We start from the raw sequence: 13,228 nt of genomic DNA on the forward strand, positions 1-13,228 counted from the left end.
ATGACGCTTCCGTCAAGATTTATCCTAATTTCAGAAGGTATATATCATATCAAATATTAAGCTTATATTTCTATTATTTAGAAACTAATAAGCGAAGGTTAACAGTTAGTTGTTCCAAAATGTTTTGTTTTTCTACTTCCAAACTTTTAGACAAGTAATCTACAACCATATCAACACTAGAAGGGAATAAAACCTCACCATCAACCTTTGCAAACGGCCCATCCGTTTCGAGCAATATTCTATCTATTGGTAGCCAAGAAATAACTTTCTTCCCCCTGGCTGATTGCAGCATTGCTGGCCCAATAGAAAAGTAGCAACCCAATTCGACGGCCTCTGATACTTGTTTCTTTGTTCCTAGAAACCAGTGCAATATAGGTGTGCCAGACTTTGGGAATTCACCAAGACAATCCAATGTTTGATCAACTGCATTTAAGCTATGGATAGTTAAAATTTTATCATCAAATTCTTCACATTTTTTTAGAATGTGTTTGAAGACCAAGAATTGTTCATCTAAGTGATCTTTATAACCACTAGAACCATCAAGCCCTATTTCACCGATATATCTTGTTTCGCCAATTAATTTGTCGAACAACGGCAATTCATTTTTTCTTTGATGGGCCAATTGTGGGTGCAACCCTAAAGCAGTTTTACAGTGCTTCAACCCTTCTGTTAATTTTACAGTACCTTCCCATGCAGAAGGCACTGTCGTAACAGACAAAACATAGTAATTAGATTGCTTTATGTTGTTTAATATCTCTTGGTGATCCGGATATAAATCAACATGACAATGCAGATCCATCATTATGATTTTTCCGATTTTAAAAATGTATCAACTTCTTTTAAGCCACGCTCTATAGTTGATTCTAATTGATTTCTTATCGTTATATCTTCAGGGATAGGTCCACTTTGTCGTAGCCAAGATTTATAACTTTTTGCTTTATTTTGCCTGATAATAGCGGTTGATAAGGCTTGAAGATCATCACGTGTATCTTTTTCTTTAATTAAGCCTTTAAGTCTTTTAGTTTTATAAGGCGCATCAACTGTAAACCCAGCATGATGTACAGAAGCCCTTCTAATAATGCATGGAACACAATGGCCACACTGTTTATTATCTCGGTGCCAATGACTACATGACACACTTAGCGGAATAGCCTTTTCTATTGCTTTTTGATCGGCACACTCTGCTAACATTTCACCCTTTGTTTTGAATTGATACGGGTTAACGAATTTCACATGAAATCCAGCATCTTCTAGAAGTGATTCCAAACGATTTAAAAAATTAGGGTGAGTAGTACGAGTGCTATGACTACCTATTCGTCTTCGAGTCAAAGGTGGATTTATTGATATATACCCATTTTCAGGCACGATAATAGTCGAGATACTGGAGTCATTATTTGCACTTCTTAATGCAGAGATCCCAAGGACTGCCATAGCAAGAAAGTTAAAGCTGCGCCCTCGCATTGTTACATCAGTTTTATCCCTCAGCCTGTCAAGAAGATGCGGAGAAATTGAATAGGATAATTCGCCAAATGGCGGGGTTAGCAATGTTTTTATCTCTTCTTGTTTAGCACCATCACCACGGTAAGCATGACTTACTAGTAATGGTTTATAGTCAGAATCTCCATTCAGTATATCTATGGCACCTACTGCACTGTCTAAGCCGCCAGAAAATAAGCAAACTGCATTTACCCCCTTTAAGCTCCTAGCTTTTGCTTTAGCTTTGTCACTTCTTTTAGGCTTTGGCATAACCATCGTTGTTTTTTCGAATGTAAAGTCCCACTGATCGCCAGTTAAGAAATTTAAAATTGAGCTTAACTCAGGTGCCAAAAAGTCCCACATATTTTCATCTGTTACAGGGATATGCAGGTGCATTTGCCTAGACCAAGCATTTGACGCTTTATCTCTAAGTTCAAAGGTATCTGCTGCGGTAACCGCAGTAGCAATAGTAACTAGATCTATCGCATCAGCATCAACGTACACACCTAAGCCACGTATTGTTTCTAATAGTGCTCTGGAAGCTAAACTATGCTTGGTACTATCATATTGGTGCGTGTGATAAATTTGAACTGGGTGACAGTCTTCAGAAAACTCAGGAAGTTTTGCAGGATCGTTATTAAAATAAAAATTAGTCATCGAAACTCTCCCACTCATCAACTGTCATGGTAATAGCATCAATTTGAATTTTTGTAATATTGTCTCTTGTTATACTGCTTGGGTTACCATGTGTAACATTTTCTAGTTGTTCTTGTGCAATCACTTTAATTAGCTCCCTTAATTCTTCTTCCATCCTATGGTGTTTACTTGCGGGTTCGACATGAAACCAAGCCCTTCCCATACCTGTTACAACGTCCTGAAAAATAAGATCTGTTAGATAGCAAGAAATAGCTTCTTGGATCACATCATCAGTAAAACTTTCAGGTTCGAAATCATTTGTATCTGGTAGCGCCTCTTCCAGTGCATAATCTAACGCGATTCTAACCGCATCAGAATCAGCATTATCTGGTGCAAGATGTGATGCTATTTTATCAATTGCTTGATCAGTAGTTAAACCTTCTAGGTCACCAAGTGATAGTGTTTGGTGATTTACCGTGACATTATCACCACGCATGATACCGAGTAATCCAGTACCAGCAGTGATCCCACTTGCTAGCCGCCTACTCGTTCCTTTGCCACCACCAGAAGATTTCTTAGCGTAGCTCTTTAAAGATTTACGTAATTGAGAAGTACCACCGCCAGATTGTGCATATTTACCAAAGGCTTGTCTGGCACTAGCGAAACGATTGGGTTTTGCTTCTATATGTGCAGGGCCGGGAATTTCACTTTGAACCTGACTGTTGTCAATTTCATTATTGTCATTTCCTTGCTCACTATCTTGCGATCCATCCGAGCCATTCTGATCTGTATCTATATCCCCATCAGTACCTGATGCAGGCTCTATTGTGATGCTGTCCCCTTGCTCTGCCCATGGTGGAACAAGTGGACTTTGATTATTTGGTCCAAGCGATGAAGCCGAAGTACCCATTATTTAATTCCTTCTAATTCTTTTTTAATTCGAGACATCCATTTATGTTTAGGAATGTTATTTAAAAATGTAAGAAAACTAGCCCTACATTTTTGATCTTCAAGAGCCAATAATCTTGCACCATAGATACCTATTGGCATTTCGCTCCAGTCACCAATTGATTTAAAGTTCTCAATTAACCCATCCATTACCGCCATATATTCTTCTTTTGGCGTGGTTTTGAGCAATTCGGTATTTACACCACTGAGTCTATTTTTTTGCTTCATTAATGCATCAACTAACTTTTGAGCAGCTCCTGACATAACTGAATTAACAGCGCCCATTGGTATACTTTCACGACTTAAGTACGCTGCTGGAGTTAAATCAATCTCTGTAAATTGAGGTGAAAGATTTGACCATTGCTCAATAAAGTCAGGATCGGCTTGCCATTCCTCAGGTAAGTCGATGTCAGAAAACTCTATTTTTGGATCTTCTAATTCTGCCAAAATTTTTGGCTTACCATTTTCCTGATCAATTAATTCGTAAAGTTTATTCGTAGCTTGTGTTCCTAAACAGCGTTCAAAAATGACGAGTTTAGTAATTGTCTTTTCATTCAGTTGCATCCCTCGCCTTAAGGCCGTTTTTCTCCTCATTTTTACTTGATTCAAAAGGCGCTTAACGATTCTAGGGTTACCATTGATGTTTGAGGACTCGGCCAATAATGGGGCTAGTTGCTCTGCAACGATGAATTTACCTCTTAAATCAGGTAAGTTATCGATGTCTTGAACCTCAAGTAACTCATCAATGGTTATGGGTGATTGCTTCCAAGACAACTTAAGTGACTCTTCTAAAGCAGCTCTTAAACTTTCCAGTTGTTCTTTAGTTACACCATGATCTTGAGCTATCAACATCATTAAATAGGCACGAATTTCAACTGGGCCTGGACGCGGCACATGCACAGGTATTTGTATTAACTTATCTAGGTAATCCGTTTGATGACGCTGTGAAACACCCTTATGGTATTCTGGTACAGCAAGACGGATCATGTCTTCATCAGCCGCTATTACAAAAGCAGTGTTAGGTAAAAATAAAAACAGCCGGATAGCTTCTAACGTAGATATAGCATTAAAGGGTGAACACCTATCTAAATTATCTACGTAAACGATTAATGGCTTATCAAACTCTTCGAGTAATGCGGAATATGCTTTGCGAAATTCTTTAATTTCTTTCGGTGGAGAAAATGCCTTTTTAGCCTTTACTAGTCCTTTATTCTTTTTAGCAACATCCTGAACACCTTGAGCGGCTTTTTTTAGATCTTCAGCATCAATATCATCGTCTTCATCATCGCTAAGCAATCCAAAGATTTTTTGAAAACCACCCCCTGTAGGAATACCAGCCAAAGCAGAGCCACCATCCATCAAAAGCCCCATGAGACGTATCTTATCCACTCGGCCTGCAAATTCTTTGGCTTTCTGTGTTAAGCCTTTATCGCTTTCAGCCTGCTTTATCAGTTTCGACGCAATTGTTTCTAATAATGCTGCCTTAGCATCATCATAACCTTGAAACATCCAAGCATCAAAATGCACTTGAATATATTCCTGTTCATCGCTTTCTAAAGACTTTTTGGTTAATTCAAGTATTGTTGATTTACCAGCTCCCCAATCACCAAAAATACCAACACTGATAGGCATTAAATCTTTTTCGGTAATTAGATCTTTAATTGATTGTGCTGTTTCGTTGAAATTTAAAAAATCGATTTCTGATTCTTTATCTGACCACATGTTAACTCCCTTTACATATATCCTTCGATACTATCACATGATCTGAAGGCGGATCTGTTATGTATTTAGTTTAAGTAATTAAAACAAGCTTTAATATCTACCTTGTTGAATTAAATCAAACTATTTCTCTTTATTATTTATTCTTTCAAAAGTTCGATGCACTGTTGCCCTACTAACACTATATTTTCTAGCTAGTGCGGAAACAGATTCACCATTTAATTTAGCTTTATATAATTCTGTAGCTTGCTTATCAGATAGTGCAGGCATTCTTCCAAGATGTCGTCCTTGTGCCTTTGCTTCAGCTCGCCCTTCTGCTGTTCTAGCTTTAATAAGATCTCTTTCAAGTTGAGCGAATACGCCACATAAATTGATCATGGCATTAGAGAAAGGATTATCATTACCTGTATTTAAAGAACCATCAATTATATTCAAACAAGCTTTTTTATGATGGATGCTATCAATAACATTTAAAATAGACTTTAGTGATCGGCCTAGCCGATCAAGGCGACAAACAATCACTTGATCACCTTCTCGAATAAAATCTATCAACTCTTTCAGCTTTTCATCATTTTTAACTGAAACACCACTTTGTTTGCCGTAAAATATTTTTTCACAACCGAAATCATTCAACTGCTTTAGTTGAAGGTTTAATTCTTGTTCTTTTGTCGAAACCCTGGCAAAACCCACTTTCATATGAAACCGTACTTAAGTTACACCTTTCGTACACCTTATAAAAATATTGTACGAAAGTCAACGAAAACATTTACGTACATGTACGAATATAAAAGCCATCTTACGAAAAAATTTAGCTAAAAGTATTCCTTATATCACTTTAATTCACATAGCATTTTTCATAAGATTATTATTTTAAATATAATAAGAGATGCCGATGTCAGAAATTGAAAATGCTATTGATGAAAAACTTAATAAATACCTTAGTGAATTAGCAGAAGTCGAAAAGTTTAAACATGCAAATATAGGTACATGTGAAGATGGTCGCTCAAAAGTACAAATTACTTGTCGTAATGAATATTTAGACCATGACGTTAGCGTGGTACTAAACGATGACAGCATTGGTATTTTTCCATACTTCGAAGGGCATATAGCAAAAATGAACGTGCAAGGAATAAAGGAAGTAAACATCACACTATATGGCTATTTTCCTGGAATGATACGTAGCTCAGATGAAGTTGAGTATATTGAAGGTGTAGTTAAAACATTAAGGTCTGGCGCAACAAATGATTTCTTTGGTTCTTATGGTTAATTTATAAAAACTAAACTGCACAATTCAAAGTGGTGAGCACTTTTCCTATTGCCCTTCCTTTACAATTCAGTATTATTCACTCAGTAAAAATTTTAATCTAAAAGGAATAATAAAATGAATAAAGCTGAATTAATTGAAAAAATTGCTGAAGGTGCAGACATATCAAAAGCCTCTGCTGGTCGTGCTTTAGATAGCTTTCTTACATCTGTAACAGAAGAGTTGTCAGGAGGTGGTGAAGTTGCTTTAGTTGGTTTTGGAACTTATAAAGTTAACGAACGAGCTGCTCGCAAAGGCCGTAATCCTCAAACAGGTGCAGAGATCCAAATAGCTGCCGCTAAAGTACCTTCGTTTAAGGCAGGTAAAGCATTGAAGGATGCTTGCAATAGCTAGCAAATCCAATCTTAGAGATGAATATTTGTATAATATCCATCTCTAAACACTACTGGTCTTTATAATTTCTTCTAAAATATTTTAAGTTAAATAAAATATGAAAATGACATCATTACAACTATTGCATAAAAACATGCTAGTGATTGGCAGTGAAATGCAACAATTTCAAATTACTGTTGGTGCTATTAGTTTTGATTGCTTATTTTCTACTAGGGATACCCCACATTATATTTTATCGCTAACTTTAAGAGGAGAGCACCCGAAATTCTTTTTGTTTCAAGTTAAGCCTGGCTACTGGATAACCCCCTATTTCGGTGATTTTTACGATGAACTAGCCGCAGCACTTCGCACAGGTAAAAATACTGGGAACAAATTAATGCCAAAGGAATTTTTAGAGAACTTAAATAGTAAAATACCTACAAAAGCTTCTAAGAAAAGAGAGCCTAGCGCTGGTGAAATAATTATATTACGTCCAGATATTACTGAGCAAAGGGATAGACCTTACTTTAATACTTGGATGTATTGGAAGAAAAGCACTAACAAAGGTCCTACAAAAGAAAACAGACATAAAACTCTGATGGTTTTAGGGCCAGAAGCTTTAGCTTATAGTATTGAAAAGAATGCCTCTTCCAAATGGAGCGCTATCGATATGAATAAAGAATGGGGTATTTAAGTTAAATTCATACTATGTGCTAGGCCAGAAATAAGTCCATCAATTTGATTGTCTTTTAAAACATATTTAGGCACATACTTCATCCCTGGAGGTAAATCCTGTTGCTGACAAAGTAATGCTCCGCGATTTTGGCCAAATGATGAAATAATGAAATCTTTCAAAACACTTGGTCCTTCTACCTGATAAGCAGTTCTAAAAACGGATAAATCACCAATCCAACCATCAACCTCTATCCAGCAATGACCACTCCAAGATGAAGATATCACTTTGCCTGATTTAGTCGGTTCGGGTAAATTCTTTTTACATTTAAAAATGGTTTTACCTGATATTTTTAAATCCCCTGCGACTACCATTGCTGGTATAGAGTAATGGTCTTTTAAATAACCAGCCCACATTGAACTCAACATTGCACAAGCACCAAATGTAGGGGGAACATTTCTCATGATGTCACGAGCAACGTTAAGTAGGAGCTGTGGATTATCAAGAATATAATCTTGGTATTGCTGGGCATCATCGACGCCTCTATACCGTGCAATGAGTTGGGTAAACTTGCTATTTTTCATTGTTGACCTTTATTATAATGACTTTACTTTGATACGGACCAATAGCTAACTTTAGTACCCAAAATGTAACCAATAATTAGAAACACGTACCTCAACCTATCTGTAATTGATGACACGGCACTTTGGACATTGGTAACTTCTGAGGTGGTATTAGCGAAAAAAACAGTTAGAGAATAGTCAAACTTCCAACCAATAAGTAATCCAAAGAGCATAACGGAAAGTACGGCAGGTGATAGTAAATCAATTTGTTCAGTTAGCTGTAATACACCCGCTGTGACAAGAAAGTACGCTAAACCGCCAAGTACGGCCCCTGAAATAACGGCTCCAAATAATTCAATAAAAACCATAATTTATTTCCTTATAGATCTACATTATATTGACAAAAACAGGGCCGCTTTTAGCGATGCATTGACCATTTTTAACTGCTACAGCCTCAACCCAGTGTTGTCCTTTGTAGGCTGTAGCTTCTTTATGTATAGAGGCACCCCTAAAAAAATCACCTCTAAGACACTTACTTTCCAACGCTTCATTGCCATTATTGACAACTTGCCAATAAATCTGTGTTTCATTACATAAGTGATCTTTAACAACGAATCTTATCCAATGGGACTTCGGGACCGCTTTATAAGAAGCCAAATCACCTAATGCAACTGACGTTTTATCTTTTTGTACTACAGCCTTAACATTTAGCTTTGATGCGTAAGATGATAATGGCCAGCGTAATGCTTCGCAATGACTAGGAAGTTTTGCCGTTGTTTTCTTTTCTACTGACTTAGCCTTAGCAAATTTATCTCCAAATATTTTTTGCCATTTCTTAATGGATTCGGCTTTATCCATTTCAGCATAGGCATCATTTACCCATGAATTATATTTGCTAACTTGAGATTTAAAATTTTGATATTTATTTTCATCCCAATGGCGATTAAAATTTTCATCATCATCTACCGGGTTGTTTACTATGGGCATTGATTCATTTTCATCTAACCAATCATTTAGTCGATTAAAGAAATTCTTAAAGGTAGTTGGGAGATCTTTAAAATCGTCAGTTCCCCAATATTTATCTGTCCAGGTAACCTGCGAAGTAACCAATGTCGTTAATAAAATAGACTTAACTGAAAATGTTTGTTTGTGATCTCTTAAATATTTAAATAGTCTTATTGATTTAATTAGATTGTTGTTCGCAACAACTTTATTGTTATCTTTAACCCAATCGCTATATTCAACACTAGAGCATGACTCAAGTTTGTTAGTTAGCTTGTTGCAAACATATTCTTGATGGCCTAGTAAACCACCTTTGTGAATACATGGCACAACATCAATATGAAATTCACCAGCATAATTTAATTTTACACACCGTGTTTGCCTTGACGCTTTTCCTCTGTATAGCGAAGAACTATTGAATAGCTCATAAATTTTTTGAATGTAGTCTTTAGGCTCCCAGCCTTTAATTGGTTTAAGGTAGACAACTACATCAGCATCAAAAATTGCTTTTTTTACGGTAGGTTTAATTATCGTCCTATGCGAATAACTCCCCTGAGGAATAGCCGTTATAAATGACGATTTAAAATTATCACTGCCTTGTATAAAACTTGTTATTGTTGCAACTCGCTTTTCCAAGGTATCAACTCGGTGTTGATTTAAGTTAACTTCATTTATTAAAAATTCATTAAAATGTTTAACTAATTTCATGCAACAACCTCATAGCCATTGTCTCCATTAAGCACTACACCCCAAGGATGGGTTTTAACGTCATGATCAGGATTAAAATGATAGAAGACAATTTTGGGTAAGTGCCCTTGATTTAAACTGGAGCCTAGTCTAAAAACAAAGGATGCTTGAGCTGCAACAAAGAAGTTAAGTTGCTCTAGATTTGGATAATTAGGTCTAAGATCATTATTAATAAATTCTAAGATGCTTTTAACTAACCTGCCTTGCTTTACTTCACTACATAACTTGTCATAACCAAGCTTTCCGGATTCCAACATCACCTTATAAAGCACGGCATCGGGGAATTCATTGGATATATCATCTAAACGCAGAGGTAAACTTAGCGAAATACCAAGGTTAATACTGGTAGCTTCATTGTCACTCTGACCGATAACTTCAAACTTGAGTTTTTCTCCATCATCTAACTCTTCGTTAAAATGCCACTTTTTCTTTGTTCTTTCCCAATCAGCCACGTGTGTATTTTGCATATTGCTAATAAGGTGTCCCGCTGCCGCGAGCATAGGAACTGGTGCAACACCACCATAAATTAAATGTTTTTTGCCGTTATTCAACGAACGTCCACTATCCTTTATAAATAAAGGTAATCGACTTACTTGTTCTAATTGTTGTTTTAATTCATCAATATTGGTTGTCTTATGGCTATTATCAAATTCAATATCAAAAGGCTGAGCTTTAATACGCTTTAAATTTCGCGGCATATAATTTTTAACATCACCTATGCTGTGATCAATCAACCCCATGTGACGTATTTTAATTAATTGAGAATCTTCAGCTTCTTTTCTATCTTGATATTCTGAATAGAAAACCATTGATAAAGAAGTAACTAGTAAGATCGAGCATAATATTGTATCCCCTCCTCCTAACGTCAGAGTTATAGGCCCCCATGGTGTCGGTATGTTTAGATTTGCACTAATCACTGCAAGTCCACCTATAGATGCAATCAAGATTATTTTGGCAATACCATTTAAAGTCGGATTCCTAGAAGCCTCTAAACATCGCAGAAAAAAACTAAGAACTACTTGTAATACTCTCATCATTTTATAAAACCTTTCCTTTAACAAAACTTTCATCAGGTTCAGGGTGCTCACCACCACCGTACCATTTGCCCGTAGCTAACCAACCAGTGAAATACATAAACCAAAGTGATGCCCAAGGGACAATCGTATCGCTAAGAAATTTGCTCGATGTCCATTCATCTGAAGATGGTAAGTAAAGGCATAACTTGGTTGTTGACTCATTAAAAATGTAAATGTGAGGTGGCTCAACACCACCAGTAATTTCATATAAATTTGGATCTATTACATAAACCTGTGGTGAAGTTCTAATGTCATAGAGAACTTTAATCTTGTAGCTACCGTATAATTCGTCCAGATCTAACTGGCAATGCCAAACCAATTTCCCCTTTTTAATAAAGCCCTTCCCTTGAGGGAACTTAGCATTTAAGAAATATAACTGCTGGCTTAAGGTTATTGCCGTATTAATGTATTGCTTCATCATTATTTACCGAAAAATGTATTAGCTTTAACAGGGGTTGCTGTTGCTACAGTTGAGATTGCCCCTGTCTTTTTGATGAACAAATTATTGCTCTCTCTGGTTTCATTAAGCACCTCAAAGTGTTTTTCAATGGCTTTTGAGGAAGAGCCTTCACCAAGTAACGTATTTAATTTTTCTTTAATTAGTGGTAATAAGGTAACACTGGCAAGTTCTCTCAGTTTTTCGACAAAATCACTGTGCCAATAATGAAAAGCTTCAACACGTTTGGAGTCAACATTCCATTTCTCAGCAAAATTTTCATGTCGGTTTTTAGGGTTTGTTACCCACATTTCAATTTTGCCATTTACCACCTTGGTCTCAATGTAACCAGTCATGCTTTCCACAACTGTTAGCAGTACTTCAAGCTCGTTATTAAACGATTGTTGAATCACTAGTTCCTTATAAGCGCTTGCTGCTAACGTTGTTATAATTATTGATATTGGCGCTTTACCATCGTAGTTATTATTATCAAAAAATAATAAGTCTCTATGGCGCTTCATGATTTGAACAGCTCGCCTCAGTATTCCCTTAAACAGAGTTTGCTTTGGTAGCTCTTCAATATTTTTTGCTTCAAGTGCTGCATTAGCAAACATTCTGTCTGAAAAGCCGATGTATTTGGGTTCAAGTTTTGCTATGAGATCAAAATCTTCCGCATACCCTTTGGGATTAGATGCTTTCCATTCTTTTAATTTTTTATCTGGCACTGAAATAGCGCCATATTCATTAGCATTGTTTTGATCGGGAATAGCCGGAGTAATGTCTAGATGAAACTCGTCAGCATAATTTAATCGACACCCCCGGTTTAGTTCGCTGACTAGATCTTCAAAGTTGCCATTTTCTTTTATTCTGGCAATAACCTTTTGTCGGCATATATCTGGGTGGCTTCCTTCAGCGTTAGGTAAATAACAAATAAAGTCCAAGTCAAACTCTGCTCTAAAGACTGGTTTTGAAGTAGTCCCGATCCTTTGGCTACCTTGAGGGTAAATTTCAACACCTTCAAACATAGGGTCATCACTGTCAGCGAGCCATTTTCCTACCGACATATATCGTTGCTCAGCAAGTTCTTTTTTTGTTTTAGATGGTTCTAAGGATTGGCAAGCATACTCAAGTAACTCAGTAAATAACGTTCGTTGCTTAGTAGATAATGCTGCAAAATTCTCATTGTATAACTTAGTTTTCATACTTTTATCCTATTTATTCATTATTATTCCTGCCCTCCACTATTTATTTAATTGAACTTTTATTATTCAGTGTTAGTACAGTAACTATACTATTGTATACTCACGATACAGTCAATATATTTTTATGGAACAATTAAGGATCATGAGGTTTATTTATGAATCTCATGATTGTACTTAATTAGTGATTGTGGTATATAGGGTGTATTAAGATTTAAGATGGATGAATGTAAAAATGGCTAATTTAGAAGATATTCCTGCTTCACAACTTGAGAGGTTACGTTATATAGAGTTTTGCTTAAAATTTTTAGGGGCATTTTCTAGGTCAGATCTAATCAATAAATTTAATATAGGAACTGCTGCTGCGAGCAGAGATATTTCTTTATATAAAGAAAAAGCCCCTCAAAACTTCAGCCACTCTTCTAATTCTAAAAACTTTGCACTAGATAAGTCTTGGGAATCTTTATTCGAATTTAGGTCCTCAGAGGTTCTAAATTTATTAACAGGTAGAACTGTACAAAGCAATAATCGTTCGTATATTCCAAATGATATTTTAGATGTAATAGATGAACCAAAAGTAGATATCATAGCTCCACTATCCAGAGCTATATATAATAAAAAAGTAATTCAAGTTGATTACTTTTCAAATTCTAGTGGTTTTAGTAGTAAATTATTAGTACCTCATGCTTATATTAATAATGGTTCAAGATGGCATGTAAGAGCTTATGATAGATCTAAATCTAGATTTGCAGACTTTCTCATTTCTAGGTTTCGAAAACTAGAAAATATCGACGAAGATGTTTTAGAGCACGAATACAACTCTTTTGATAATCAATGGAATAGAATAGTAGACTTAGAAATTATTCCACACCCTGATTATCCTCATCCTGAAGCTGTCATATCTGAATTTAATATGAACGGTGGTGTTTTAAATCGCTCAGTTAGAGCTTCATCCGTAGGATATTTTCTACAAAAGCTATATGTGGATTGCTCCAAAGATTCAAGCTCTCTAGAAGAGGGGCACTACTATCGTCTTAAACTTAAAAATAGGTTGGCATTATACGGGGTTGAGAATATGCACTTGGTTCGTACTTTTGATGGATTTGAAGAATAAAGA

General features: G+C 36.1%; 15 protein-coding genes. 4 read left to right on the forward strand and 11 right to left on the reverse strand.

Features of this window, described 5'->3' with window-relative positions:
- Positions 1–73 precede the first annotated feature (73 nt).
- The 5 genes from qatD to ABD005_RS05575 form a co-directional block, all read right to left on the reverse strand.
- Positions 74–802: a Qat anti-phage system TatD family nuclease QatD gene (gene qatD / locus ABD005_RS05555; protein ID WP_343815958.1), complete on the reverse strand. Its 729-nt coding sequence runs from the start codon at positions 800–802 to the stop codon at positions 74–76.
- Positions 802–2,133: a Qat anti-phage system QueC-like protein QatC gene (gene qatC, locus ABD005_RS05560; RefSeq protein WP_343815961.1), complete on the reverse strand. Its 1,332-nt coding sequence runs from the start codon at positions 2,131–2,133 to the stop codon at positions 802–804. The genes qatD and qatC overlap by 1 nt, the downstream gene beginning before the upstream one ends.
- Entirely contained in the window at positions 2,126–3,022 is an 897-nt protein-coding gene (locus ABD005_RS05565) for a hypothetical protein (RefSeq protein ID WP_343815964.1), read from the reverse strand. Before ABD005_RS05565 ends, qatC begins: the two co-directional genes overlap by 8 nt.
- Positions 3,022–4,782, reverse strand: a complete 1,761-nt coding sequence (locus ABD005_RS05570) for a KAP family P-loop NTPase fold protein (RefSeq protein ID WP_343815967.1) — start codon at positions 4,780–4,782, stop codon at positions 3,022–3,024. The genes ABD005_RS05565 and ABD005_RS05570 overlap by 1 nt, the downstream gene beginning before the upstream one ends.
- Positions 4,783–4,902: 120 nt before the next feature.
- A complete protein-coding gene (locus tag ABD005_RS05575) occupies positions 4,903–5,475 on the reverse strand; it encodes a recombinase family protein (RefSeq protein ID WP_343815970.1) in 573 nt (190 codons plus the stop codon).
- Between the two features lie 190 nt (positions 5,476–5,665).
- Between ABD005_RS05575 and ABD005_RS05580 the strand changes: the two genes are divergently transcribed.
- From ABD005_RS05580 to ABD005_RS05590, 3 genes are all read left to right on the forward strand, one after another.
- Positions 5,666–6,046 carry a hypothetical protein gene (locus ABD005_RS05580; RefSeq protein WP_343815973.1) on the forward strand — a complete coding sequence of 127 codons (381 nt, stop codon included), beginning with the start codon at positions 5,666–5,668 and terminating at the stop codon, positions 6,044–6,046.
- A 114-nt stretch (positions 6,047–6,160) separates the two neighbouring features.
- Positions 6,161–6,436: an HU family DNA-binding protein gene (locus ABD005_RS05585; protein ID WP_343815976.1), complete on the forward strand. Its 276-nt coding sequence runs from the start codon at positions 6,161–6,163 to the stop codon at positions 6,434–6,436.
- Positions 6,437–6,533: 97 nt separating this feature from the next.
- Positions 6,534–7,109 (forward strand): DUF6037 family protein, encoded by a 576-nt coding sequence (locus ABD005_RS05590; protein WP_343815979.1) that lies wholly within the window; start codon positions 6,534–6,536, stop codon positions 7,107–7,109.
- Here the strand turns inward: ABD005_RS05590 and ABD005_RS05595 are convergent.
- From ABD005_RS05595 to ABD005_RS05620, 6 genes are read right to left on the reverse strand one after another with little or no spacing between them, the layout of a single operon-like run.
- A complete protein-coding gene (locus tag ABD005_RS05595) occupies positions 7,106–7,672 on the reverse strand; it encodes a hypothetical protein (protein ID WP_343815982.1) in 567 nt (188 codons plus the stop codon). The two genes, ABD005_RS05590 and ABD005_RS05595, sit on opposite strands and share 4 nt — an antisense overlap.
- Positions 7,673–7,695: 23 nt before the next feature.
- Entirely contained in the window at positions 7,696–8,019 is a 324-nt protein-coding gene (locus ABD005_RS05600) for a hypothetical protein (RefSeq protein WP_343815985.1), read from the reverse strand.
- Between the two features lie 19 nt (positions 8,020–8,038).
- Positions 8,039–9,361 (reverse strand): SMODS domain-containing nucleotidyltransferase, encoded by a 1,323-nt coding sequence (locus ABD005_RS05605; RefSeq protein WP_343815988.1) that lies wholly within the window; start codon positions 9,359–9,361, stop codon positions 8,039–8,041.
- On the reverse strand, positions 9,358–10,437 hold the full coding sequence (locus tag ABD005_RS05610) for an SAVED domain-containing protein (RefSeq protein WP_343815992.1): 1,080 nt from the start codon (positions 10,435–10,437) through the stop codon (positions 9,358–9,360). The genes ABD005_RS05605 and ABD005_RS05610 overlap by 4 nt, the downstream gene beginning before the upstream one ends.
- A 1-nt stretch (position 10,438) precedes the next feature.
- Positions 10,439–10,897 carry a type II CBASS E2 protein gene (locus tag ABD005_RS05615; protein WP_343815995.1) on the reverse strand — a complete coding sequence of 153 codons (459 nt, stop codon included), beginning with the start codon at positions 10,895–10,897 and terminating at the stop codon, positions 10,439–10,441.
- On the reverse strand, positions 10,897–12,114 hold the full coding sequence (locus ABD005_RS05620) for a nucleotidyltransferase domain-containing protein (protein ID WP_343815998.1): 1,218 nt from the start codon (positions 12,112–12,114) through the stop codon (positions 10,897–10,899). The genes ABD005_RS05615 and ABD005_RS05620 overlap by 1 nt, the downstream gene beginning before the upstream one ends.
- A 232-nt stretch (positions 12,115–12,346) precedes the next feature.
- Between ABD005_RS05620 and ABD005_RS05625 the strand changes: the two genes are divergently transcribed.
- The gene (locus ABD005_RS05625; protein ID WP_343816001.1) at positions 12,347–13,225 is read left to right on the forward strand and encodes a BrxR family transcriptional regulator; all 879 of its coding nucleotides are present in this window, start codon (positions 12,347–12,349) and stop codon (positions 13,223–13,225) included.
- Positions 13,226–13,228 lie beyond the last annotated feature (3 nt).

The sequence above is a fragment of the Colwellia asteriadis genome, from assembly GCF_039523295.1.
In the GTDB taxonomy this organism is placed as follows: Bacteria; Pseudomonadota; Gammaproteobacteria; order Enterobacterales; family Alteromonadaceae; genus Colwellia; species Colwellia asteriadis.

What these genes read in the sequence shown, in the direction of transcription:
- qatD (WP_343815958.1), bottom strand. Translation starts at nt 802, where the DNA reads ATGATGGATCTGCATTGTCATGTTGATTTATATCCGGATCACCAAGAG.
- qatC (WP_343815961.1), bottom strand. Translation starts at nt 2,133, where the DNA reads ATGACTAATTTTTATTTTAATAACGATCCTGCAAAACTTCCTGAGTTT.
- ABD005_RS05565 (WP_343815964.1), bottom strand. Translation starts at nt 3,022, where the DNA reads ATGGGTACTTCGGCTTCATCGCTTGGACCAAATAATCAAAGTCCACTT.
- ABD005_RS05570 (WP_343815967.1), bottom strand. Translation starts at nt 4,782, where the DNA reads ATGTGGTCAGATAAAGAATCAGAAATCGATTTTTTAAATTTCAACGAA.
- ABD005_RS05575 (WP_343815970.1), bottom strand. Translation starts at nt 5,475, where the DNA reads ATGAAAGTGGGTTTTGCCAGGGTTTCGACAAAAGAACAAGAATTAAAC.
- ABD005_RS05580 (WP_343815973.1), top strand. Translation starts at nt 5,666, where the DNA reads ATGCCGATGTCAGAAATTGAAAATGCTATTGATGAAAAACTTAATAAA.
- ABD005_RS05585 (WP_343815976.1), top strand. Translation starts at nt 6,161, where the DNA reads ATGAATAAAGCTGAATTAATTGAAAAAATTGCTGAAGGTGCAGACATA.
- ABD005_RS05590 (WP_343815979.1), top strand. Translation starts at nt 6,534, where the DNA reads ATGAAAATGACATCATTACAACTATTGCATAAAAACATGCTAGTGATT.
- ABD005_RS05595 (WP_343815982.1), bottom strand. Translation starts at nt 7,672, where the DNA reads ATGAAAAATAGCAAGTTTACCCAACTCATTGCACGGTATAGAGGCGTC.
- ABD005_RS05600 (WP_343815985.1), bottom strand. Translation starts at nt 8,019, where the DNA reads ATGGTTTTTATTGAATTATTTGGAGCCGTTATTTCAGGGGCCGTACTT.
- ABD005_RS05605 (WP_343815988.1), bottom strand. Translation starts at nt 9,361, where the DNA reads ATGAAATTAGTTAAACATTTTAATGAATTTTTAATAAATGAAGTTAAC.
- ABD005_RS05610 (WP_343815992.1), bottom strand. Translation starts at nt 10,437, where the DNA reads ATGATGAGAGTATTACAAGTAGTTCTTAGTTTTTTTCTGCGATGTTTA.
- ABD005_RS05615 (WP_343815995.1), bottom strand. Translation starts at nt 10,897, where the DNA reads ATGATGAAGCAATACATTAATACGGCAATAACCTTAAGCCAGCAGTTA.
- ABD005_RS05620 (WP_343815998.1), bottom strand. Translation starts at nt 12,114, where the DNA reads ATGAAAACTAAGTTATACAATGAGAATTTTGCAGCATTATCTACTAAG.
- ABD005_RS05625 (WP_343816001.1), top strand. Translation starts at nt 12,347, where the DNA reads ATGGCTAATTTAGAAGATATTCCTGCTTCACAACTTGAGAGGTTACGT.